The following is a 22,390-nucleotide window of genomic DNA, read 5'->3' as shown; positions in this document are numbered from 1 at the left end:
TGTGTGGTCCGGTTTGCACGATGCAGCCACGGCGCGCCGGCCCGCTCTGTGGAACCGTCCTTGCGGAATCACCTGCTACGCCAGCCCAGCCACTATCTGTTCGTGCTGCCCGCCCTGCTTGCCGGGCTGGTGCTGTGGTCGGCCACCCCGGCGCAGGAGGTGGGCAGCCCGGTGCATCGCCTGCTGCCGCTGCTGCTGACCTGCCTTGGCGTGGGCCTGGCCCTGATCTACAACCGCGTGCGGGCGCTGTGCCTGCTGCTGGCGATCGCGCTGGCCTTCGCGCTGCTGCACGGGCTGGTGGCCGGTTTCCTGCGTGACGGGGTGGTCTCCGCCAGCACGCCGCTGACCTTCCATGCGGTCGCGTTGTGGTTGCCGCTGCTTTTTCTGGTGCACGGGCTGTGGCCCGAGCGCGGGCGCCTGCGCCAGGACCTGCTGCTGCGCGCGGTGCTGAGCGGCGTGGCCTTGGGCATCTTCGCGCTGTTGGCGGCGCAGGGGCCGCAGGGCCTGCACGATCTGCTGTCCAACCGCCATTGGACGTGGCTGCCGACCGGCTGGAGCCGGTTGGCGCAACTGCCCACGGTGGCCTTCGTGGTCGCTGCGATCGCGCTGTCGGTGCAGGCCGTGCGCCAGCCACGCGCCCTGCATACCGCGATGCTGCTGGCGCTGCTGGCGGTGTGGGCGATGCTGCCGCGGATCTTCCTGTCGCCGGCGCTGTTGCCCGCGCTGACCAGCGTGGCGCTGCTGGTGCTGGTCTCGGCGATGGTGCAGGAATCGTTCCATATGGCCTTCCGCGACGAGCTGACCGGCCTGCCCGGCCGACGGGCCCTCAATGAATGCCTGCAGCGCGTGGGGCCTACCTACACGATCGCGATGGTCGATGTGGACCACTTCAAGCGCTTCAACGATACCCACGGCCATGACATCGGCGATGACGTGCTGCGGCTGGTGGCGGCGCGGCTGGCCGGCGTGGGCGGCGGCGGGCGGGCCTTCCGCTATGGCGGCGAGGAGTTCGCGCTGGTGTTCCTGGACCGCCCTGCCCCGGCCTGCGTGGCCGCGGTGGAGGCGATCCGGGCGACGGTGGAAGACGCCCGCATGACACTGCGTGATCGCGCGGCGCGCACCCGCGACGATGCGGTCGGCCGCCTGCAGCGCGGCCGCGGCGGTGGCGGCGAGGTAGTGCAGGTGACGGTCAGCATCGGCGTGGCCGACAGCCGGGTTGGCGACAGCCCGCAGGCGGTGATCAAGGCCGCCGACCAGGCGCTGTACGCGGCCAAGGATGCCGGCCGCAACTGCGTGCGCGCCCACGGCCAGCAGCGGCCGGTGGCGGTTCGCAGCGGCGAGGCGGCTCAGGGCAGCGCGTCGAGGTAGAACCAGCGGCCGTCCTCGCGGACGAAACGGCTGTGTTCAAGCATCTTGACCGCGCTGCCGCCACCGACCTTGTAGCGCGCGGTGAAACGCACCTGGGCGTGGTCCGGGTCCGGGACGGTGTGTTCGTGGACGGTCAGGCCCAGCCAGCGGGTGCGTTGACCCGCCGGTTCGTCCAGCGACAGCGATGCGGGCCGGGTGTCGGGATGCCAGCTGGCCAGCAGGTAGTCCGGCAACTGCTTCACATAGGCGCAGTAACGCGAGCGCATCAGCGCGTCGGCATCCGGCGCGGCCTCACCGGCGTGGAAACGGCCGCAGCAGGCGGCGTAGGCCAGTGAACGGCCGCAGGGACAGGGGTCGGAATCGGTCATGCGGACATTGTGACGTGGGGCGGTTGCATCGACCACCGTCATCCGCGGGGAGAAGCCGACCAACGGTCGGCTCTACCTGCGGGGTCGTGCCGGGCGTATGCTGGCGCGCTTTACGCCACGATGCCCTGCCGTGTTTGAGCTGGTTCCCCCCGAGCTGTTGTGGTTGGTGGCGATTGCCTTCATCGCCGGTCTGGTCGATGCCGCCGTCGGTGGCGGCGGGCTGGTACAGCTGCCGGGCCTGTTCACGGTGCTGCCGCAGCAGACACCGGCGATGCTGTTTGGCACCAACAAGTTCAGTTCGATGTTCGGTACGGCGGCGGCGGCCGCGCGTTACGCGCGCAACGTGCGCTTCCCGTGGCGACCGGTGCTGTTCGCGGCGGGCACCGCCTTCGTGTTTTCGTTCGCCGGGGCCACGGCGGTCAGCCTGCTGCCCAAGGATGCGGTGCGCCCGCTGGTGCTGGTGCTGCTGGTGGCGATGCTGGGCTACACGCTGTGGAAGAAGGATTTCGGGGCGTTGCACCGGCCGCGCGAGATCGGCCGCAGGGAGCTGGCCACTGCGCTGGCGATCGGTGCGGTGATCGGGTTCTACGACGGCTTCTTCGGGCCGGGCACGGGCAGTTTTCTGATTTTCCTGTTCGTGCGCTTCTTCGGCCTGGACTTCCTGCGCGCCTCGGCCGCATCGAAGGTGGTCAACCTGGCCACCAACGTGGCGGCCATTTCGTTCTTCGTGCCCACCGGCAACATTCTGTGGCTGTTCGCGCTGCCGATGGCGGCCGCCAACATCGTCGGCTCGGTGGTCGGCACGCGGCTGGCGCTGCGCGGCGGCACGCCGTTCATCCGCAAGCTGTTCGTCGGCCTGGTGGTGGTGCTGATCGCCCGGATGGGCTGGGACACGTTCGGCGGGTGAGCCGTGTCGTGCGGGAGCAGCCGACCAACGGTCGGCTCTACCGGGGTGCGCCGGTCAGGCCGGCTCGGCCTCCTGCTGCCGGGTACGCTCGGGCAGCTTGAGCCGCTTGCCTTCTTCGTCGTACTCGATCAGCAGCACGCCGGAGTCGTGGCGGCCGCTGATCTCGACGAAGCAGGCGCCGCCGATGAACGGCTCCAGCGTCATCACCGACTTCAGCGGGGTGGCCACCACCATCTGGAAGCCGAAGTTCTCGAAGATGTTCATCGCCAGGGCGGTGAACTCGTTGTCTGCCTTGTCGAACGCTTCGTCCAGCACCACCGCGGCATAGCTGGGCAGCTGGCTCTCGGCACCGCCGAGCTGGTAGCGCAGCGCGGCCGCCAGGCAGGTGGTGGCCAGCTTCTGCCGCTGGCCACCGGACTTGCCGGCGCCACTGCGATAGATCTCCACCTGCTGGCGGGTGGCCGCGTCCAGCTCGACGCCGATGAACTCCACATGCAGGCGCACGTCGAGCACGTTCTCGCGCCAGCGCCGGTCCTCGCCCTCCTGCGAGCCAAGGCGTTTGACCAGCTCACGCAGGACCGCGAACTGCGCCTCGGCCACCTCGCGCTCTTCGGTCTGGTGGTGCGAGAGCACTTCGCGCAGCTGCTGGTGGAACTCCAGCACCTCCGGCAGGCGGCGGTCGCTGAGCTCGATGGTCAGCAGGGTGCCGCGGTTGAAGGGCACCTGCTCCAGCGAGGCGTTGACCTCGTCCAGGCGCTGGCCGATCGACTTGCGGGCCTCGGCGCTGTGCCGCTGCAGGGCCAGCAGGTTGTTCTTGCTCTGGTTCTGCAGCAGGTCGAAGAAGCGTTCTTCGTGCTGCGGCAGGCCATCGCGCTCCAGGCGCTGCAGGCGGGCCAGGAAGTCGTCGGCCGAGGCGACCGATGCGGTGAAGTCGCCGGATTCCTCCGGCCACGCCTGGGCGAAGCGCCGGAAGCAGGCCACCAGCTGGGTCTCGACACGATGCACCTCGTGCTGCGAGGCAGCGAGGCTTTCGTTGATGCCCTTGCTGATCTCGCGCATGTGCGCTTCGAGCGTTTCCAGGCTGAGGCCACCCAGCCCGTCCAGGCGCTGCTGCAGCCCCGCTTCCTGCGTGGCGCCGAGCGCCGGCAGCACCAGGGCGCGGCTGCGCTGGCGCTGGGCGTCGAGCTTGTCGCGTTCGCGGGCGTGCTGGGCAAGCTCGACGCGGGTGTCTTCGTAGGTGCGACGTGCCTGCGCGATGTCCGCGCGGGCCTGGTCGATCTGCTGGGCCAGGCGGGCCAGGTCGGCGTTGCCTTCCTTCAGCTCGCGCAGCGAGGCGGCAATGTCGTCCAGGCGCTGGGCCGCCGTTGCGACGTCCACTTCCTCCCACACGAAGTTGACCAGCTGGTTGCAGGCCAGGCGGCGGTCGTTGTCGCGGTCGCGCTGGCTGCGCAGCCGGACGACGTCTTCGTCGCACGCGGCGATGCGTTGCGCCAGTTCCTGCGCTTCCTTGCGGAACAGCGCCAGCTTTTCGGTATTGCTGAAACCGAGCAGCCAACGGCGACGGTCGCTGATCGAATTGCGGTCGTCCTTCTCGAAGCGGTCGCCAGGGTGCTTGACCTGGCCTTCGCGGGAGATGCCGCGGTCCACGTCGCGCAGTTGCTTGGCCTCCACGCACTCGTAGTCGTAGCGCTTGCCCAGCTCACGGCGCAGCCACGGCTCGAACACGCTGTCGCGGAACTCCAGCTTGTGCAGCAGCGAGCGCGCCGACGGTTCACGGGCGATGGCATCGTCGTTGCGGCGCACCCGGTAGTAGGTGAGCCGCATGCCAAGGTGGGTACGGTTCACCCACGCGTTGACCTCGTTGTAGTGCTTGTCTTCCACCAGCAGCGACTGCGCGAAGCCGAACAGCACGCGCTCGATGGCGCCCTGCCACGCGCCCTGCTCCTGGCGGACCTGGATCAGTTCGCCCACGAACGGCAGCGCCGCCTCGGGCACACCGGTTTCCTCGGCCAGGCGGCTGCGCAGCTTCTGCAGCGGCGCGGGGATGCTCGACGGATTGCGCTCCATCGCCTCCAGTTCCGCACGGACCTCGCCGAAGCGGCGTGTATCGTCCTGCTTGCCGGCCAGGCGCTCGGTGATGGCATCGTCCAGCGCGGCCGCGGCCTGCTGGCGGTTGTCCAGCTCCCCCTGTGCGCGGGCAATCAGCTGCGCAAAGCCGTGGGCATCGTCGGGCACGCTGTCCTGCAGCGCTTCCGCGGCCTGCTCGGCCTGGCCGCGCTTGGCCTGGCGGCGGTCACGCTCGGCCTGGGCGCGGCCATGCTCGCGCTCCAGTTCCTCGATGCGCTCACCGCCCTGCTGGCGGCGCTGCAGTTCCAGGCCGGCCAGGTGCTCCTCGTGGTTGCCCAGCGTCTGGCGGCGCTGGGTTTCTTCCCCCAGCAGGCCGCGGTGGCGTACGTCGATATCCTGCAGGCGCTTTTCCAGCAGCTGCTGCAGGCGCGATTCGCGGAAGCTGTCCAGGCCGAGCTTCAGGGTTTCCTCATCGGCGCGCTGCAGGTTCATGGCCTTCAGCTCGGCGTGCAGGGCACGTGCCGGCAGCAGGGTTTCGACCTGACGCCGGGCGGTGACCACCGACTTGTGCGCGCCGTCCAGCTCGGCGAAGTCGCTGACCAGGCGCTCGGAGGCGTCGAAGGTGCGCGGCGTATCCAGCATGAAGTCGCGCAGGAAGACGTTCAGATCGCCCAGGTTCTTGGCCGACTGCGTCTTGTGCAGCAGCCGCAGCGCCATCTCGTTGTCGATGCCGAGCAGGTGGCGGAAGCGCTCTGCGTAGCCGGTGAAGCTGTCGAAGTGGTGCACATCGCCCAGGCGCTGCTTGAGCTTGCGCAGGTCCAGGTCGAAGCCACCCAGGTCCTTGGCGATGTCGAAGGGCCGCTCGGCGATCAGGTAGTGCTTGCGCACGTCGGCGGCGGCCGCGCCGTTGCCGGCGATCCAGAACAGGCGCACCAGGCTGACCACGCGGCCATCGCCGGCGCGGTATTCCAGCACCAGCGCGGTCCAGGTGGCGCCCTTGCGCAGGTACTGGGTAGCGATTTCGCCGGTGCCGCGGTCCTGCTGGTCGGCCCACGCGCCACGCACGTAGGACACCAGGTTGCGGTCACGGCCGCTGCGTTCGGCTTCGCGCGCGGCGGCGTTGAAGTCGACGATCGACGGCGGCACCAGCATTGCCGACATGGCATCGAGCAGGGTCGACTTGCCGGAGCCGGACCGGCCCACGAACAGGAAGCCACGCTCGGCGATCGGCACCTCGGTCAGGCCGTTGAAGGTGCCCCAGTTGTGCACCTGCAGGCGGCGCATGCGGAACTGCTGCAGCCGCGGATCAGGCAGCCCGTCGTTGAACAGGGCGGGGGTGTGCTTGGAGATGGCCATGCGTTATCGGGGGTCCGTTCAGGCGTTGGCAGCTGGGGTGTCGCGCAACTGGCGGTAGACGCTGGACAGTGCGGACACGTCTTCGGCGGAGAACAGCAGCTTCAGCGCCGGCGACACTTCGTGGCGGTCGTCCTGGCCGGCCAGGCGGGTCAGGATGTGGTTCTCTTTCATCTTCTGCACGGCGGCGGCCACGCGCCGGTTGAAGCCGGCACGGTCGGTGGACAGGTTCTTCTCGTAGATGGCCAGTGCCTCGGCCATCTCGGTGTCGGCCACCACGGCGCGGTTGCCGCGCGCGTCGGCCTCGGCCAGCTGCTGGCGCAGGTACAGCAGCAGTACCGAGTCGATGAAGGTCAGCGGCGAGCTGCGCAGCAGCACCGGCGCGTCGATGTCTTCGGTGTCGGCCTGGCGGGTGAAGGCCACGCCGCTGTCGCGATCCAGCACCAGTTCCAGGAACAGGTCCGACAGCGCCGAGCGGATCGCGGCCTCGTTGCGGATCAGCGCCGGCCACAGTTTGGCGTGGCGCAGCTGGTCGATGCTCGGGCCGATCAGCAGCTGGCACAGCGCGCGGCGCCCATCCAGCGGCAGCCGCCCGGTGTCGCCCATGTAGAACACGTCATTGCTACGCCGCGGCAGCGGCGTCACCACCACCGGCTCGGCATCGTGATCGTCTGCAACCCCGTCGATGGGGGCGACGTCATGGGACTCTTCATGCCAGTTCATGGCGTTTCTCCTGGGTGAACCAAACCAGCGGGATGCGGGCACGTCGCCACTGTCCATCGCCGCCACGCCAATGGGCGGTTTCCTGTTCGCCGTCCACCACGGTGCCGTGGCGTGTGCCCAGCGACAGGTAGCCGATCACGCTGCCCAACCCCTGCGGCGCCTCGCGCTGCGACAGGGCCTGGGCGATGCTCAACCTGGGTTGCGCGCCGAGCAGCTCGTGCAGATCGCGGCGCAGGGTGCGGAAGTCGATTTCCGACGAGGCCACCAGGTCGCCGACGCTTTCCAGGCTGATGCTGGCCGCATCGTTGCGCTGCACGCTACCGTCCACCTGCGCACTGCGCGGGTCGTGCAGCTTCCACTGCGACCACGAGCGCAGACGACTGGTGGTGAGCTGCAGATCGCGGCCGATCGGGCGCTGTGCAGCGAAATCGTCGCGCAGCGCCAGGGCCTCCGATTGCGCCTGCTTGAGCAGCTGGTTGAGGCGACGCTGCTCCAGGTAGCCACGGCTCTGCACGAACCCGCGCAGGCTGCGCGCGAAGTGCTGCAGCACATCGTGGACCTGGCCACCGCGGTCGAGCATGGTGCCGGTGAAGCCGCGCAGGAAGGCGCGCTCGTTGCGGTCCAGCTTGCGGGCGAAGCCGCGCGCCAGCACCGCCTCCAGCGCAGCATCGAGCTGGGCGCTCTGCTCGGCATCGTTGAGCAGGCGCCAGAACGCCTGGAAACTGCGCCCGGCATCGCTGTCGCCGATCACGTCCACGCCCTCGAACAGCTTGGAGAGCACGTCGCCACGCTCGCTTTCATCGTCGATGATGCGTTCGCGGAACTCGCGGTTGAGGCGCTCGAAATCGTCGCGGACGCGGCGGAAGTCTTCGGTGAGGTCGTCGGCCAGGCCGATGATCTGGCGCGCACGTTCCAGCGCGCGCTTGCCGTCCAGCGCCACCACCCTGCCCTCGCCCACCCGCGCGATCTCCGCATCGATGCGGTCACGCTCGTCGCGCAGCGCCGACAGGCGCGCATCCGGGTTGGACTCGGTCTGGGCGGCGAGCTGCGAGAGCTGCTCGATCACCAGCGCCAGGCGGCTTTCGGTCGCTGCCACACGGCTTTGCTCCAGGCTGTCGGCAAAGCGGATCGCCTGCAGCGCCTGGGTGGACAGTTCGTACTGCTCCTGGTCGGCACCGTCGGGCAGGCGCCGTTCCAGCCAGCCCTGGGCCAGCCAGTGGGCGATATAGGCCTGCGCGGTACGCGGCAGCTCGCGCGACAGCTCCTCGCCGTTGAGCTGATCCAGTGCGCGCTGCAGGCGTTCATGCAGTGCGGCCGCCGGCAGGGTGCGCTCGCCATCCATCAGCAGGCTCTGCAGCAGGCCGATGATCTCCGGGGCATTGGCGGCGGCCAGCAGCTTCCACTGGGGCTGTTCGCGCAGGGCGCGGTAACGGGTGATGCGTTCGCGGTGCTTCATGCAGCCAGGACATCCGGAAGAACACCGCGCAGCCAGACGCCGCGCAGCAGGAAGGGTACCGGCCCGGCACCGCAGTGCCGGGCGCGCGGCAGGTTCAGCGCTTGCCGCCCACTTCGATGAAGCGCAGGAACTCGGCGCGGGTGCGCGCATCCTCGCGGAAGCTGCCCAGCATCTTCGAGGTGACCATGCTGACGCCGCGCTTGTGGATGCCGCGGGTGGTCATGCACTCGTGCGCACCTTCCACCACCACGCCCACACCGACCGGCTGCAGCACCTCCTGGATGCACTGGGCGATCTGCGCGGTCATCTTTTCCTGGACCTGGAAGCGGCGGGCATACGCCTCGACCACGCGGGCCAGCTTGCTGATGCCCACCACCTTGCCGGCCGGCAGGTAGCCGACGTGCACGCGCCCGATGATCGGCGCCATGTGGTGTTCGCAGTGGCTTTCGTACTCGATGTCGCGCAGCACGATCAGTTCGTCGTAGCCGGCCACTTCCTCGAAGGTACGCTCCATGTAGGCGCGCGGGTCGTCGCGGTAGCCGCTGAACCAGTCGCCATAGGCCTCGGCGACGCGCCGCGGGGTATCCAGCAGGCCTTCGCGGGTGGGGTCTTCACCGGCCCAGCGCAGCAGCGTGCGCACGGCCGATTCGGCATCGGCCTGGGTGACCGGGGTGGCGTCGTTGTCTTTTTCGCTCATTACATACAGCACCCGAAGGGGGGCGAGCATCGTACCCGAGAGACCCCTCGGGCGTCCCCCGCCATGCGGCCGGGGGCCGGTTCCGGTGCGCCGCCGTTGGGCGGGCGTTGGGCCAGGGGTATTGATAGGATGGAAATTAGTAGTATCCTATCTATCTGCCATGAAACGCACTCTCGACGAACGTACCCAGCTGCAGATGCAGCTCAGCTCCGGCCTGCTCTACGCAGGGCGGCAGTGGCAGCGTCTGGCCGACCAGGCCTTGGGCAGCTATGGCATTTCGGCGGCGTGCACCATGCCGCTGCTGATGATCGGGCGCGCCGGCGGGGGTATCCGCCAGGTGACGCTGGCCCAGCAGCTGGGCATGGAAGGCCCGTCCCTGGTGCGTCTGCTGGACAAGCTGGCCGCCAGCGAGCTGGTGCGCCGCGAATGCGATGCCAGCGACCGCCGCGCCAACCTGCTGTGGCTGACCGACAAGGGCGAGGCCCTGGTCAGCGAGCTGGAGTCGCAGCTGATCGGGCTGCGCGAGGATGTGTTCGGCGCGCTGTCGATGGACGAACTGCGCACCGTGCTGAAGCTCTGGCAGCTGCTGGCCGATGCCGCCGAACGCGTGACGTAAGCCGCTTCCCCCGTTGTGCCGCCCGGTGCCGTCCTGCGACGCCGGGCACTCCCCTTTCCGCTCTCCCTGCGAATCCCTTGCCTCGATGTACGGTGAATTCAGTCTCTATGGTGTGTTCGTCCCGACCCTGCTCGGGCTGATGCTGCTGGCCTACCTGCTCAAGAGCGGGCTGCGCCTGGTTCTGCAGCGCACCGGCGCCTACCGCCACATCTGGCACCCCGCCCTGTTCAACCTGGCCGTGTACGTGATCGTGCTTGGCGGGTTGTTCTCCCTGATGCGTTGGATGCAATCGTGAACAAGACCCTCAAGCGTGCTTTCCCGGTCGTGCTGACCGTCGTGGCGGTGCTCGCCGCCGTGCTGGTGCTGCGCCATCTGTGGGCGTACTACATGGATGAGCCGTGGACGCGCGATGCGCACGTCAGCGCCGATGTGGTGCAGGTGGCCCCGGACGTGTCCGGGCTGGTGGAAGCGGTGAAGGTGGCCGACAACCAGCCGGTGAAGCGCGGCGAGGTGTTGTTCGTGGTTGACCGGGCGCGCTACCAGATCGCGCTGGAACAGGCCCAGGCCGCCCTCGGCGAACGCCGCGCGACGCTGGAACAGCTGCGCCGCGAGATCGCCCGCGACCGCAGCCTGGCCGACCTGGTGGCCGCCGAGGACGCCGAAGTGCGCCGCGCCAAGCTGCAGGCCGCGCAGGCGTCGATGGCCACCGCGCAGGCCGCCGTCGACCTGGCCCGGCTCAACCTGGCCCGGACCGAAGTGCGCAGCCCCAGCGACGGGCACGTCAACGACCGCACCGTGCGCGCCGGCGACTATGTGACTGCCGGGCGGCCGGTGATGGCGGTGCTGGACACCGGGTCGTTCCGCGTCGATGGCTACTTCGAGGAAACCCGCCTGCGCGGCGTGCACGCCGGGCAGAAGGTCGACATCCGCCTGATGGGCGAGGCGCAGCCGCTGCAGGGCCATGTGCAGAGCATCGCCGCCGGCATCGAGGACCGCTACCGCAGCGAAGGCAGCAGCCTGCTGCCGAACGTGACCCCGGCCTTCGACTGGGTGCGCCTGGCCCAGCGCATTCCGGTGCGCATCCACATCGACCGGGTGCCGACGGGTGTGAACCTGATCGCCGGACGGACCGCCACGGTGACCATCCAGCCGGACGCGGACACGGGCACACACACGGCCTCACCGGCACAGGCGGCGCTGTGAGCCGCCCGGCCCTGCACCGCGTCGCGTTCGCGCTGGCACTGACCAGCCTGGCGGCGTGCCGCACGGTCGGTCCGGACTACGCCGTACCGGCCGGCGCAGCGTTCCAGCGCACCGAAGCGAATGCGGCGTTCATCGATACCGGCAACCCGAAGGTGGCGCCGGGCGCCGACCTGCCCGCCCGCTGGTGGGAGCTTTACCAGGACACCACGCTCAACGCGCTGGTGCAGCAGGCGCTGCGCGACAATGTCGAGCTCAAGGCCGCCAATGCAAACCTGCGCCGTGCCGCTGCCGTGTACGAACAGGCGCTGGATGCCGGTGGCATCGAGTACGAGGCCGAGGCCGGCGTGAGCCGCGCGCAGCTGTCCGCCGAATCGTTCCTGCTGGAACACGAACTGCCGCCGATCAACCTGGCCGACGGCAAGTTCGCGGTGTCCTACCAGTTCGACCTGTTCGGCAAGCTCAAGCGCGCCGCCGAGGCCGCGCACGCGGACGAACAGGCCACCGCAGCGGCCCTCGACCTGGCGCGCGTCTCGCTGGTGGCGCAGGTGGCCGGCAGTTATGTCGAGATCTGCCATGCCAACCATGAGCTGCACGTGGCCGAGCACTCGCTGCAGCTGCAGCAGCGCAGCCGCGCGGTGACCCAGCGCCTGATCGCCGCCGGCCGCGGTACGCCGCCGGAGCTGGCCCGTGCCAACGCACAGGTCGCGATGCTGGAGGCGGCGCTGCCGCCGCTGCGCGCGCACCGCCAGGCCTCGGAATACCAGTTGGCCGCCCTGCTCGGCCGGACCCCGGGCCAGCTCCCGGAAGGCGTGAGCGACTGCAGCCATGCCCCCACCCTGGCCCAGCCGTTGCCGGTGGGCGATGGCCGCGCACTGCTGCAGCGCCGGCCCGACATCCGCCAGGCCGAGCGCCGGCTGGCCGCGGCCACCGCACGCATCGGCGTGGCCACCGCCGAGCTGTATCCGGACATCCGCCTGGGCGCGTCGGTCGGCGCCGCCGGCCTGCTCGAAGATTTCGGCACGCCGTTGACCCAGCAGTGGTCGATCGGCCCGTTGATTTCCTGGACGCTGCCGTCGTCGGGCACGCATGCCCGCATCCATGCCACCGAAGCCGGTGCCGACGCGGCGCTGGCCGAGTTCGACCACAGCGTGCTGCAGGCGCTGCGCGAAACCCAGACCGCGCTCAGCCGCTACGCGCAGGACCTGCAGCGCCTGCAGTCGCTGCAGGTGGCGCAGCAGCAGGCGGAACTGGCCGCCAGCCAGAACCGCCGCCTCTACCAGGGCGGGCGCACGCCCTACCTGGCCAGCCTGGACGCGGACCGCACGCTGGTCTCGGCCGATGCCACCCTGGCCACGGCGCAGGCGCAGGTCTCGCGCGACCAGATCCAGTTGTTCCTGGTGCTCGGCGGCGGCTGGAATGCCGACGCCGTCGCCGCCCCGGCGGCGCCCTGAGCCATGCTGCTGCTCGACCGCCAGGCGTGGCTGTTTTCGGTGAAGACCTTCCTGGCCGCACTCGCCGCGCTGTACATCGGGCTGGCCGGGAACCTGTCGCGCCCGTACTGGGCGATGGCCACGGTGTACATCGTGACCCAGCCGATGCTCGGCCCGACCCGCGCCAAGGGCGTGTACCGCATCGTGGGCACGCTGATTGCCGGCGCGGCCACGCTGTGGATGCTGCCGCACCTGGTGGAGACGCCACTGCTGCTGAGCGCGGCGATGTCGCTGTGGCTGTCGGCCTGCCTGTTCATCGCCCTGCTCAACCGTGGCCCGCGCGGCTACGCGTTCCTGCTGGCCGGCTACACCACCGCGTTCATCGGCTTTCCGGCGGTGACCTCGCCGGACACCATCTTCGACACGGTGGTCGCGCGCAGTGAGGAAATCATCCTGGGCACGGTGGTGGCGGTGCTGTTCGCCTCGCTGTTCTTCCCGACCTCGGTGCGGCCAATGCTGCGCTCGCGGATCGGCAACTGGATGGGCGATGCGGCGCAGTGGTGCCGCCAGATCCTCACCCGGGGCCACGCGCATACCCCGCGCAACCGGCTGGCGGCCGACCTGGTGCAGTTCGAGGCGCTGATCGAGTTCCTGCGCCGCGACGACCCGCGCCACGCCGGCGCCGCCGTCTCGATGGAGCGCCTGCGCGAGCGCATGCTGCTGATGCTGCCGGTGCTGTCGTCCATCGCCGACCGGCTGGGCGCACTGCGCGCCGGCGGCCGCGCACTGCCACCCGGACTGGAACCGCTGGTGGACGACATCGCGCAGTGGCTGGAGCAGCCGGACCGCGCCGATGCCAGCGCGTACGCGGCGCTGCGCGAGCGCATCCGCGCGCTCAAGCCAGAGGTGGACGGCGAACTGGATCACCTGCTGCTGGTCACCCTGCTGCTGCGCCTGGAAGAGCTGGTGGACCTGTGGCAGGACTGCACGTCGCTGCAGCAGGCGATCGAGGCAGGCACCGCGCCGCGCGACGCCACGCACTACCGCATCCGTGCGCGCCGCGGCGGCGATGCGCGCCATGTCGATTACGGCATGGCGCTTTTCTCGGCCGCCAGCGCCGGCGTGGCGCTGATGACCTACTGCGCGCTGTGGATCGGGCTGGGCTGGGAGGGCGGCGGCAACGGCGCGATGATGGCTGCCGTGGCGGCCGCCTTCTTCGCCGCGCAGGACGATCCCGCGCCGAGCATGCTGTCCTTCCTGCTGTGGGCGATCGTGGCCAGCCTGGTGGCCGGCGTGTACCTGTTCGGGATCTTCCCGGCGGTGCACGACTTCGGCAGCCTGGCGCTGGTGCTGGCGGTGATCTTCCTGCCGCTGGGGCTGTTGCTGCATCGCCCGCAGACGGCCCTGATCGGCCTGCCGCTGACGGTCAACCTGGTGGCGCTGCTGAACGTGCAGAACACCTACAACGCCAACATCCAGAGCTTCATCAACTCCTCGGTGGCGATGTTCATCGGCATTGGCTTCGCGGTGGTGATGACCCGCCTGTTCCGCTCCGTCGGTGCCGAATGGACCGCACGGCGGCTGGTCCGTCAGGGCTGGAGCACGCTGGCCGAAGCGGCCGAAGGGCGCGGCCAGCAGGACCGCCAGCAGTTCGCCGCGCGCATGCTGGACCTGCTGGGCCTGCTCGCCCCGCGCCTGGCCGCCACGCCGGAGGGCAGCGACATCGCCTCGGTGGACATGCTCACCGAAGCGCGCATCGGCCTGAACATCCTGCAGCTGCGCCGTGCGCGGCATGGGCTGCCCGAGGCCAGCGCGCAGGCGATCGACGCGATCCTGGACGACGTGGCCGCGCACTACCGCGCCCAGGTCGCACAGCGGCGTCCGCTGCCGGCGCCGGAAGGCCTGCAGGCGCGCCTGGATGCCTCGCTCAAGCGCGTGCAGACGGTGGATCCGGGCAAGGCCCGCGATGAGGCGCTGATGGGCGTGCTGGGCCTGCGCTACGGCCTGTTCCCCGAGCGCATGCCGGTGCCGGCCGACCCGGGCGCCGACGCGATACCCGCCGCGCGCTGAGCCGCCGGCACGGGTTGGCAGACGCCGACAACGGCGTGCAACGCCCTGCCCGCCGGCGCTGCAGCGGGCTGGCTATACAGCAGGTGCATCGGGCACCGCGCTGCCTGCGATGCGACTCTTTCCGGAGACCTGCGCATGCACGCCGCCCCGCTCCCCGCTCCACCGCCGCTGCGCGCGGCCCATTGCCTGGCCGCCCCCTTGCCGGCGGCGCCAGGCCCACAGCTGTTTACCCTGGACACGCTCGGCCTGTCGCCCTCGTTTCTGGACGACGTCGCCAGCCACGCCGACAGCCTGTGCTGGGATCCCTATGACGTCCAGGTGCGGCGACGCCGGGTCCTGCAGCGCTACCGCTGCATCCTGGCCGCGCCGCAGCGCGCGCTGCTCGATGCCTGCGATGGCGATGCCGGCCACCCGGCGTGGCCCACCCTGCTGGACGGGCTGCCGGGCATCCTGGCCGACGCGCTGCGCCGCATCGCACCGCACCGGCGACGGGCGATGCGTGCCTACCTGGCCGAGCGCCGGGTGGACGGCAGCTGGTGGCTGCAGCCGCTGGACGATACCGGCTTCGAACAACCCGGCAGTGCCGATCGCATCGCGCGCCGGCAGTTCGCACCGCTGTCGCCCGTGCTGAGCAGCCATCCGGGCCTGCTGCGGCTGCTCACCTGCGTGGCCGAAACCGTGCATGCACGCCGCGCCGCCACCCGGCTGCGGCTGGTGGTGCACCAGATGCTGACGGTTGCCGGCATCGCCGGTGGCACCGAACCCGCCCCCGAAGGCATCCACCAGGACGGGGCGGACTTCATTGTGTCGGCGCTGGTGGTGCGCCGGCGCGGCATCCACGGCGGGGTGTCGCGGGTGCGCCGCGGTCCGACCGGTCCGGTACACCTGGAGCGCACGCTGGCCGAGGGCGAAGGCATCTTCCAGGCGGACGCGCGCTCGCCCTGGTGGCATGAGGTCAGCACGATCCATGCCGATGCGGCGGCGTTCGAGGGCTATCGGATGATCCTCGGGGTGGACGCCTACCTCCTGCCCGACGCGACCGCATGAGCGCGCCGCGCCGTGCGACGCCGCGGCCCGGGCGTCGCGCACCCACGTCGTCGATGCGGCGCGGCCGGCTGCTGCGACTGCTGCATCTGGTCGCCGAACAGGCACTGCCGCTGACCATCGCCGGCGTCTCGTTCGTGATCGCGCTCGACGCATGGTTGGCGGCGCGGCCGGTCCTGTGGGAGCACCAGCGCGCGCTGGCCTCGCTGTCGATCGCCAGCGAGCTGGAGGCCGAGGACGCCACCGGGATCGACACCCGCCACACCCTCACCATCAGCAACGTGGGCGAGCTGAGCTTTGCGGTGCTCGATGTGCAGGTCGGGTTGGTGCTGGCAGACGGCATGCAGGCGCCGTGGCTGCAGAACTCGCTGCTGCAGGAAACACCCGGCGCGCTGCCGATCGGTCTGCGCCCGTTCCACCTGGAAGCGGCGCGGGACGGGCGCAGCGCGCGCTTCGCCTTCGGTGCGGAATCCTCCGGCTGGCACATCATCGATCCGGGGCGCTCGGTGGACCTGGTGTTCGCCCAGCCGGTGCAGGGCCACGGACGGCTGGGCATCACCGTGGAAGTGTTCACCCAGCCCCTGCAGATGGGCGCGATGGCAGACCAGATCACCGTGGAGCGCATCATCGCCGGGCGACGCCGCCAGGTGTTCCCCGAGTCCGGCCCGGATGAGGTCTCCGACCTGGGCGTGTTTCCGTACAGCGCGGCCAGCGTGGTGATCCTCTCCGACACCCGCGCGGCGCGGCCCATGCCCGCCGCGAACGCGCCGACGCCCCGTCGCGCGCGCCGCTGGAACGACACGGCAAACCCCTGAAACGCGACGACCGGCGCGGCGCTGGGCAGCGCCCTATATCTGTGCTGGCGCGCGCCAGGCGCGCCGATTCCGTTCCTGCAAGGAGTGCCGCGATGCCATTGCCCGCCAACCCGACGCCTGCCGACACCCGCGATGCCGCGCGCCGCCGGCGCGCGTTCGTGCGGTTGGCGCTGGTGCGCATCGCCGCGCTGTTGTGCGCGGTCCTGCTCGGGTTGTGCGCCCCGACCGCGCCGGCCCATGCCGACGACCTGCCCCGTGTCACCCGCCTGCACGGCCACCTGGAGCTGGACTACACCGTGGAAGTGCATGTGGACAACCTGGCTGCGTGGGCGCTGCACAACGACCCGCGCCACCTGGTGCCCTACATCGATGGACGCGCCCTGCCCGGCAACGCGCCCGAGGCGATCGACCTGGCGCACGGGCGGCTGCTGTTCCACCTGCGCATCACCGACGACAACCGCGCGGTGTGGATGGATCTGCTTGGCTCGCCGGCCGGACTGCGTCGCCCGGTGACCTTCAGCGTGGGGCGTGTGGATGGCTCGCCGTTCGACACCCACCACGATGCCAACCAGCGCGTGCTGCTGACGGTGATCTCCCCGGTGTACGGCACCATCGCACTGGTGCTGGTGGTGCTGATGCTGGCGATCTTCGTGCACCTGGCGCGCACCACCAGCATCATCCGCAAGCCGGGCCCCGGCCCGCACCAGCCCTACGACCTCGGGCGCTTCCAGATGGCCGTCTGGTTCTTCCTGATCTACGTGTCCTACACCGCGATCTGGCTGGTCACCGATGCCACCGACACCATCCACCCCTCGCTGCTGGCCCTGCTGGGCATCAGCGCCGGCACGGCGCTCAGCGAGGCCATGATCGATGCCGGCAGCGCACAGCGCCGGCCAGCGCCGCCCACCGATCCCGCTGCCGAGCCACCGGCGCCGATACCGCCGGTGGCCTGTTCGCAGGGGCTGCTGCACGACCTGCTGTCCGACGCGCAGGGCTACCGCTTCGACCGTTTCCAGATCTTCGCCTTCACCCTGATCCTGGGCGTGATCTTCATCGCCGACGTCTACAACAACCTGAGCATGCCCGAGCTGAGCCCGACGTTGCTGGGGCTGATGGGCCTGAGCTCGGGCACCTACATCGGCTTCAAATTCCCCGACCGCACCTGAGCCCGCGCCACCCGGCGTGGCCCCCCACCCTGGATACGCCCAGACCACACGAGGATCCACCATGAATACGATGACACTCAGCCAGCAGGGAATCGACTGGCTCAAGCGGGCGGAAGGCCAGCGCCTGCAACCCTATGACGACCAGACCGGCAGAGCGATCACCGCCTGGGTGCCCGGCGCCACCGTCGGCTACGGCCATCTGATCGTGGCAACCGAATGGAAGACGCTCGGCAGGGTGATCACGCTGGAGGAAGCGGAGGCATTGCTGCGCCAGGACCTGGCGCCCTTCGAGACGACCGTGCGCGGCTGCATCGGCGCGACGCTGACCCAGTGCCAGTTCGATGCGTTGACCATCCTGTGCTTCAACATCGGCGGCGGCAGCTTCAAGGCGTCCTCGGTGGTGCGGATGATCAACCGCCCGCAGGCCCCGTCGTCCTATGCAACCCTGCAGGCCGCGTGGATGGCCTGGACCCGCTCGCAGGGCAAGGAGATGCAGGGCCTGATCAGGCGGCGCGCCGCAGAATGGCGCATGTACGACAGCGGCAGCTACGCGTACCTGTGATGCCCTGCCGGCAGCCACGGTCGTCCACGTCCGTGGCTGCCGGCGACATCAACGCGACGACCGCGTCCAGCGGCAGCCCTCGGCACAGTCGCCGGGCGTCGGTTCGATGTGGACAATGGCGGCATCCCCGGCCTCGCGGACGACCACCCACTGATCCAGCAGGCGATCGCAGCGGGCGCCGCCGTTGCCCGGCAACGGTGCGTACCAGGCGCCGGCGCGGGTGGCGCCTTCGTAGCGCAGGCTGAGCCGGCAACTGTCCGGGCTGCCGAAGACCAGGCGGCTGCCGGTGTCGCCCGGATCACGGTCGGCCAGCTGCAGCGACGCCAGCGACGCGTCCGGATCGGCGGGGTTGGCCAGGCCGGTCCACGTACCGCGCGGCGGTGGCGTGCGCGTGGCATCGCCCACCGGCCACACCGCCACCTGCAGGGGGGCGCCCTGGGTTCGCACCTGCAGCGTCGCCTTCCTGCCGTCGACCACCAGCACCACGCGTCCCGGCTGGAACCTGTTGCACCAGCCGCCGTTGCCGGCCGTCACGTCGTAGTGGAACTGGTTGCCGTCATGGGTGATGAAGCGCGCCTCGAGACGACACGCGCGCCCGGCACCGAACGCGATCAACGCCGGCGCCTGGTCACCGGCCGCGGTGAAGCGCACCGACGATGGCCGCCCCTCCACCAGGTCGGTGCCGACCCAGGCCAGCGGTGGGCTCGAGGCCGATTGCGCCGTGACCAGCGCGGGGGCCAGCAGTGCCAGCAGGCCCCACAACCGCGGGGAAAGAACTGTGTTCATCAGGTGCTCCAGGGTGAAGGGGCGGCGGCTCAGAAGCCGCGGGTCAGCAGCGCCACCGCCAGCGCGGTCAGCCACAAGGTGGCCAGCAGGCGCTGGCGACGGCGCCGTGCGGCGGCACGCCGGCGCGCCAGCAGCGGGCCGAGCCACTGCTGCACCTGCTCGGTGTCGTCGGCGGAAAGCAGCAGGCGCACGCGGTCGCGGCGGGCCACGGTCAGGCCGCCCCGCCGGTGTCGAGCGGCACGCTGAAGGTCCGCAGCGGTTGCCCGTCCAGCAGCAGTTGCCCGTGCATCGGGTTGCCGCCCTGCAGGCAGATGGTGAGGCGGTGGTCGGCCCGGTCGCTGCACGGGCACAGGGCCAGCCTGGGCGGCTGCCCGCGCGCGCCGCGCAGTTCTTCGATGCGGCAGTCGATCTGGACTTCCAGTGCCATCGCCATGATGCCGCGCGGTTTGACCAGCTCGGCCAGTGGCAGCGTGCGCCGCTCCCAGTGCCCATCGACCAGGGTCGCCACGTTCAGGCCGCGTGCGCCCCAGCGTTGCTGCAGGCGGTGCAGGTGCTGGCGCGCGCAGTGCCCGCGGGTGCGGGCCAGGGCGTGGGCCAGTGTCTCGATCAGATCATCCAGCCGGTGGTCGGCCATGCGCGTGCTCCAGGTCGGGTCAGTCGACCATCCAGATCGGTTTGCGCGGGAAACCCACGTGGTAGGCCAGCCACTGCAGCACCACCTGGTGCTCGCCGATCTGCAGGATGGTGAAGCTGCGCTCGATGCCGAGGATGGCCCCCTTGGGCGTGTCGCTCAGGCAGCGGTTGAGCAGGTCCTGGGCGCTGGCCAGATCATCGTCGGTGAGCATCTGGGTGGGGTTGTTGCTGCCTACCACGATGCGTTTGACGAACTTGACGTCGTTGAGGTCGAACATGGAAGACTCCGCTGCGATGGAACAAACGGACCCGCCGCGTCATCGCGACACGACGGGCCATGACGCTGCCATGCGGGGCGACGACGGCCTCACACCGGAACCGGCGCGCCCACCTTGCGCGGTGCCGACGCGGTCTGCAGGATGTCCATCACCCGCGCCAGGCCTTCGGGCATGCCGCGATCCTCGGCCAGCACCGACACCGTGTACTTGGCCGAGTTGTCCGAGGTACGTGCGGTTTCCTTGTGCGCGGCCACCGAGCCCTGGATGTTCACCTTCGCCGAGAAGATGCCCCAGCCGACCTTCATCTCGGCCTGCATGCTGGCCGCGTAGTCGCTGGATTCCTTGGTCGAGAACGAGGACTTCACTTCCATCTCGAAGTTGATGTCCACTTTCTGGATGCTCAGGTTGGGCACTTTGACGATCGCCAGCAGCGGCACTTCCAGTTCCACTTCTTCTTCGGCGAACGGCTGGGCGGCCTTGGTGGCCGGGTCCAGGTTGTCCACCGGACGCTTGAAGCGGAACAGCGCGGTGCGCGTGGCACCCACCGCGTTGGGATCGGTGTTGGCCGGGTCCGGCGGCAGGAAGCCGACAGAGCGGATGAAGCTGGCAGTGGCCTGGGCGAGTTTGATCTGCGAATCGCAGGCGGCGGTAAGCGGGCCGCCGATGAGATCGCCCATCGGCAGGCCCTTGAACTGGCTGGAAATATTGACCAGGTCGCTCATTGCGTATTACTCCTGTTGGTTGGCGGGGGGATCAAGTGGCTTTGATGGTCTTGAACACCCCCTGGCACTGCGCCAGGTGGTTGATCAACCGCGCCGCGCCATCGGTCGGTTCGGTTCCTTCCACACGCAACTGCACGTGTACGTTGCCCACGCCCTTGCCACGGCCGGTATCCAGTCCAACGTGTCGCGCCGCCGGCCGCGGCGACTCCCAGGCCTCCGTCGCGCCCGGCGCAGGCACGTCCGGATCCTCGTGGCCCAGGTCCGCGAGGTCCGCGTCGAAGCTGATCTCCACTTCCCGGATGCGCAGGGTGTTGGTGGAGACCAGCGGCAACAGCGGTGCGCGGTACAGGTCTTCATCGCCTTCCTCGGCCTGCGGATGCAGCGAAGGCAGGCGGATGGTGACGCTCCTGGGCCGGTTGTCTTCGTCGAAGTAATGGCGCAGATGGGAAATCTGATGCATCTCCACGCTGTCCTGGGCCTCGATGACGGCCCCGGCCAACGCTTCGATCAATGTGTGGAACGACATGGTCCGGCTCATTTCGCCTCTGCTCCTGATCGTGGCGCGCTGCCCACCGCGGTGATGCGGCAGCAGTGCGGGGCCACAGGGTTATTGATAGCGGGCGGGCCACGCATCCGCGCGGCGCGGTGTTGCGGGGGCTCAACCGTCCGTTGCAACGCCGCGACGCGGCGCCGGGCGCGCACAGCAGCCGCCGCGCATGCTGGAGGGCGGCTCACCGTAGTGATGGCGATAGGCGCGGCTGAAACCGGACAGGCTCACAAAGCCCACCGCGTAGGCCACCTCCGATACGTTGCCCTCGCCATCGCGCAGCAGCCGGTGCGCCAGCTGCAGGCGCACCAGCCGGATCAACTCCCCCGGCGGGTGGCCGATGCTTGCCACCAGCTTGCGGTGCAGGCTGGTGCGCGACATGTTCAGTGCGAAGGCAAGCCGGTCCACCGACAGGTCTTCATCGTCGATGTGGCGTTCGATCCAGTCGCGGGCGCGCTCGACCAGCCGCGACGCCGCCGCGCCCTGCGGCCGGATCCGTGCACGCGCCAGCACTTCTTCGCGACTGCCTCCCACGCCTTCGCCCAACGCGCCGTGGCAACTGCAGTGCCGCATGCGGGTCAACAGCGCCAGGCTCCACGCCAGCAGATGGCCATCCCCATCATCAGCCCCGTCCACGTACCCGGCACCGGGCGTCGCGCTGCTGTCGGGGAGGTTCAATCCACGCTCGATCACGTCCATAGAATTGCCGCTTCCTTCTGCTGATAAGCCGGGCCGGTGTATCGACGGACCCCGCTCACGGGCGGCCGATGGCGCGTCCGGGCATGCGCGACTACGCGGGATCCCCACTGCGAGTGCGTCGAAAACGACATCGCAGTTCCTTGAGTACCGGTGTAACCGGAGCGGCGTTCGCAGATTTGGCGACGCGTTGCAGATACTTGTCAGATCGTTGCAGGCGCTTCTTTATCGGCAGATCCGCCGCGATACTGGATCGGCTTTGGGTATCTGCATCGCGAGGCCCTGACATCATTTGTGATGCAGAGCACCTGTGAAGTGCGCATTTCAGCACATTTGCTTCTGTGAAGACGTGGCAACCCTGCGCCGTCGCAGGCGGTGTGAAGGCATCACCGCAGCCCGCGATGGGCAGTTGCGCCGCCGTCGGCTAGGCTTGCGCGGTGGCGAACGAACGCCGCCGAATTCTCCGATGTGAAGGACGCACCATGAGTTATGACGTGATGGTTTTCGATCCCGCTGCCGCCCCGCGTGAGGTGGCCGCCTTCATCGCCTGGTTCGAACGCCAGGCCGAGTGGAATGAAGACCACGACTACGACGACGCGGCAGTCAGCGCACCGGCGCTGCAGGCGTGGTACGCCGCCATCACCACCGAGTATCCGCCGATGAACGGACCGCTCGCCGATGACGACGACGATCGGCCGCAGGTCACCGACTACAGCGTCGGCCGCCAGGTGATCTACGCCGCCTTCGCGCACTCGGTGGCCGAGCATGCGCACGGCCGGGTGCAGGAGCTTGCCCATCAGCATGGCCTGGGCTTCTTCGACGTGAGCGGCGACGGCGCCATCGTGTATCCCGATGGCACCACGCTGATCCCGGAGTAAGTGCC

General features: G+C 69.6%; 24 protein-coding genes. 12 read left to right on the top strand and 12 right to left on the bottom strand.

Translation table 11 applies throughout. From position 1 onward, the window contains the following. The first annotated feature begins 60 nt into the window (after nt 1–60). Nucleotides 61–1,368, top strand: coding sequence for a diguanylate cyclase (locus ACO6VK_RS17010; protein WP_422509173.1), 1,308 nt, complete (start codon nt 61–63; stop codon nt 1,366–1,368). Here ACO6VK_RS17010 and ACO6VK_RS17005 read toward each other — a convergent pair. Then, entirely contained in the window at nt 1,347–1,736 is a 390-nt protein-coding gene (locus ACO6VK_RS17005; protein WP_422509171.1) for a YchJ family metal-binding protein, read from the bottom strand. The genes ACO6VK_RS17010 and ACO6VK_RS17005 overlap by 22 nt on opposite strands. A gap of 130 nt (nt 1,737–1,866) precedes the next feature. Here ACO6VK_RS17005 and ACO6VK_RS17000 point away from each other — a divergent pair, with 130 nt between their 5' ends. Further along, nucleotides 1,867–2,643 (top strand): sulfite exporter TauE/SafE family protein, encoded by a 777-nt coding sequence (locus ACO6VK_RS17000; protein WP_422509169.1) that lies wholly within the window; start codon nt 1,867–1,869, stop codon nt 2,641–2,643. Nucleotides 2,644–2,697: 54 nt separating this feature from the next. Here ACO6VK_RS17000 and ACO6VK_RS16995 read toward each other — a convergent pair whose 3' ends face one another. The 4 genes from ACO6VK_RS16995 to folE all read right to left on the bottom strand — a co-directional run bounded on the left by ACO6VK_RS16995 (nt 2,698) and on the right by folE (nt 8,939). After that, nucleotides 2,698–6,066, bottom strand: a complete 3,369-nt coding sequence (locus tag ACO6VK_RS16995) for an ATP-binding protein (RefSeq protein WP_422509167.1) — start codon at nt 6,064–6,066, stop codon at nt 2,698–2,700. A gap of 18 nt (nt 6,067–6,084) precedes the next feature. Further along, nucleotides 6,085–6,786 (bottom strand): DUF4194 domain-containing protein, encoded by a 702-nt coding sequence (locus ACO6VK_RS16990; RefSeq protein ID WP_422509165.1) that lies wholly within the window; start codon nt 6,784–6,786, stop codon nt 6,085–6,087. Continuing rightward, on the bottom strand, nt 6,773–8,242 hold the full coding sequence (locus tag ACO6VK_RS16985) for a DUF3375 domain-containing protein (protein ID WP_422509163.1): 1,470 nt from the start codon (nt 8,240–8,242) through the stop codon (nt 6,773–6,775). The genes ACO6VK_RS16990 and ACO6VK_RS16985 overlap by 14 nt, the downstream gene beginning before the upstream one ends. 94 nt (nt 8,243–8,336) lie before the next feature. Continuing rightward, on the bottom strand, nt 8,337–8,939 hold the full coding sequence (gene folE / locus ACO6VK_RS16980) for a GTP cyclohydrolase I FolE (protein ID WP_411849278.1): 603 nt from the start codon (nt 8,937–8,939) through the stop codon (nt 8,337–8,339). A gap of 160 nt (nt 8,940–9,099) precedes the next feature. On the opposite strand from folE, the gene ACO6VK_RS16975 reads away from it, so the two are divergent. The 9 genes from ACO6VK_RS16975 to ACO6VK_RS16935 all read left to right on the top strand — a co-directional run bounded on the left by ACO6VK_RS16975 (nt 9,100) and on the right by ACO6VK_RS16935 (nt 17,845). Continuing rightward, the gene (locus tag ACO6VK_RS16975; RefSeq protein WP_411849279.1) at nt 9,100–9,555 is read left to right on the top strand and encodes a MarR family winged helix-turn-helix transcriptional regulator; all 456 of its coding nucleotides are present in this window, start codon (nt 9,100–9,102) and stop codon (nt 9,553–9,555) included. An 85-nt stretch (nt 9,556–9,640) separates the two neighbouring features. Then, nucleotides 9,641–9,850, top strand: coding sequence for a DUF1656 domain-containing protein (locus tag ACO6VK_RS16970; protein ID WP_017354740.1), 210 nt, complete (start codon nt 9,641–9,643; stop codon nt 9,848–9,850). Beyond that, entirely contained in the window at nt 9,847–10,758 is a 912-nt protein-coding gene (locus tag ACO6VK_RS16965; protein ID WP_422509160.1) for an efflux RND transporter periplasmic adaptor subunit, read from the top strand. The genes ACO6VK_RS16970 and ACO6VK_RS16965 overlap by 4 nt, the downstream gene beginning before the upstream one ends. Further along, entirely contained in the window at nt 10,755–12,209 is a 1,455-nt protein-coding gene (locus ACO6VK_RS16960) for an efflux transporter outer membrane subunit (protein ID WP_422509158.1), read from the top strand. Before ACO6VK_RS16965 ends, ACO6VK_RS16960 begins: the two co-directional genes overlap by 4 nt. A 3-nt stretch (nt 12,210–12,212) precedes the next feature. Beyond that, nucleotides 12,213–14,258: an FUSC family protein gene (locus tag ACO6VK_RS16955; RefSeq protein ID WP_422509156.1), complete on the top strand. Its 2,046-nt coding sequence runs from the start codon at nt 12,213–12,215 to the stop codon at nt 14,256–14,258. 135 nt (nt 14,259–14,393) lie between these two features. Continuing rightward, a complete protein-coding gene (locus ACO6VK_RS16950) occupies nt 14,394–15,305 on the top strand; it encodes a 2OG-Fe dioxygenase family protein (protein ID WP_422509154.1) in 912 nt (303 codons plus the stop codon). After that, nucleotides 15,302–16,117 carry a hypothetical protein gene (locus ACO6VK_RS16945; RefSeq protein ID WP_422509152.1) on the top strand — a complete coding sequence of 272 codons (816 nt, stop codon included), beginning with the start codon at nt 15,302–15,304 and terminating at the stop codon, nt 16,115–16,117. Before ACO6VK_RS16950 ends, ACO6VK_RS16945 begins: the two co-directional genes overlap by 4 nt. A gap of 92 nt (nt 16,118–16,209) precedes the next feature. Further along, nucleotides 16,210–17,283 carry a hypothetical protein gene (locus tag ACO6VK_RS16940; protein WP_422509151.1) on the top strand — a complete coding sequence of 358 codons (1,074 nt, stop codon included), beginning with the start codon at nt 16,210–16,212 and terminating at the stop codon, nt 17,281–17,283. A 61-nt stretch (nt 17,284–17,344) separates the two neighbouring features. After that, the gene (locus tag ACO6VK_RS16935) at nt 17,345–17,845 is read left to right on the top strand and encodes a lysozyme (protein ID WP_422509149.1); all 501 of its coding nucleotides are present in this window, start codon (nt 17,345–17,347) and stop codon (nt 17,843–17,845) included. A gap of 48 nt (nt 17,846–17,893) precedes the next feature. On the opposite strand, the gene ACO6VK_RS16930 is transcribed toward ACO6VK_RS16935, so the two are convergent. The 7 genes from ACO6VK_RS16930 to ACO6VK_RS16900 form a co-directional block, all read right to left on the bottom strand. Then, complete coding sequence (locus tag ACO6VK_RS16930; protein ID WP_422509147.1) at nt 17,894–18,631, bottom strand: hypothetical protein; 738 nt, start codon at nt 18,629–18,631, stop codon at nt 17,894–17,896. A 29-nt stretch (nt 18,632–18,660) separates the two neighbouring features. Next, on the bottom strand, nt 18,661–18,840 hold the full coding sequence (locus ACO6VK_RS16925; RefSeq protein ID WP_411849288.1) for a hypothetical protein: 180 nt from the start codon (nt 18,838–18,840) through the stop codon (nt 18,661–18,663). Between the two features lie 2 nt (nt 18,841–18,842). After that, entirely contained in the window at nt 18,843–19,265 is a 423-nt protein-coding gene (locus tag ACO6VK_RS16920; RefSeq protein ID WP_422509145.1) for a hypothetical protein, read from the bottom strand. A gap of 19 nt (nt 19,266–19,284) precedes the next feature. Next, complete coding sequence (locus tag ACO6VK_RS16915) at nt 19,285–19,542, bottom strand: hypothetical protein (protein WP_017355689.1); 258 nt, start codon at nt 19,540–19,542, stop codon at nt 19,285–19,287. A gap of 89 nt (nt 19,543–19,631) precedes the next feature. Next, nucleotides 19,632–20,264, bottom strand: coding sequence for a DUF2589 domain-containing protein (locus ACO6VK_RS16910; RefSeq protein WP_411849291.1), 633 nt, complete (start codon nt 20,262–20,264; stop codon nt 19,632–19,634). Nucleotides 20,265–20,295: 31 nt separating this feature from the next. Then, nucleotides 20,296–20,802 (bottom strand): DUF2589 domain-containing protein, encoded by a 507-nt coding sequence (locus ACO6VK_RS16905; protein WP_422509142.1) that lies wholly within the window; start codon nt 20,800–20,802, stop codon nt 20,296–20,298. Between the two features lie 120 nt (nt 20,803–20,922). Further along, complete coding sequence (locus ACO6VK_RS16900) at nt 20,923–21,510, bottom strand: helix-turn-helix transcriptional regulator (protein WP_422509140.1); 588 nt, start codon at nt 21,508–21,510, stop codon at nt 20,923–20,925. Between the two features lie 479 nt (nt 21,511–21,989). Here ACO6VK_RS16900 and ACO6VK_RS16895 point away from each other — a divergent pair, with 479 nt between their 5' ends. After that, nucleotides 21,990–22,385, top strand: coding sequence for a hypothetical protein (locus tag ACO6VK_RS16895; RefSeq protein ID WP_422509138.1), 396 nt, complete (start codon nt 21,990–21,992; stop codon nt 22,383–22,385). Nucleotides 22,386–22,390: the final 5 nt, after the last annotated feature.

Source organism: Stenotrophomonas sp. GZD-301 (genome assembly GCF_049310345.1).
Lineage (GTDB): Bacteria > Pseudomonadota > Gammaproteobacteria > Xanthomonadales > Xanthomonadaceae > Stenotrophomonas.
This window is presented reverse-complemented; position numbering and strand designations above follow the sequence as displayed.